The 289-nt window shown below is 39.8% G+C and carries 1 pseudogene; it reads right to left on the bottom strand.

Annotated features, from left to right (window positions below):
• Positions 1-289, bottom strand: a pseudogene (locus tag BAQ44_RS30840) (hypothetical protein); the annotation flags it as partial.

The raw sequence follows: 289 nt of genomic DNA, 5'->3' as shown, positions 1-289 counted from the left end.
ACTTTCACTTTTTGTTCGCCGACTTTGTTTGTATCTACAGTGCCTTCTACTACAGCTTTATCTGTTAAATCGCCGTCTTCTTTATCTGTTACTTTTACATTGATTTCTTTCTTCACATCAAGGTCTTTCTTACCTTTTTCTACGAAGATTTCATCTTTATCTACTTTGATAACTGGTTTTTCGTTAACTACCTTATTATCTTGGCCGTCCTTACCGTCTTGGCCATCTTTGCCATTCTGATCGTCTTTGCTGCCTTGGTCGTCTTTGCCACCTTGGTCATCCTTGCCGC

It is taken from the genome of Bacillus mobilis, from assembly GCF_001884045.1.
Lineage (GTDB): Bacteria > Bacillota > Bacilli > Bacillales > Bacillaceae_G > Bacillus_A > Bacillus_A mobilis.
The sequence above is the reverse complement of the archived record's forward strand: the minus strand, read 5'-3'. Positions and strand labels throughout refer to the sequence as shown.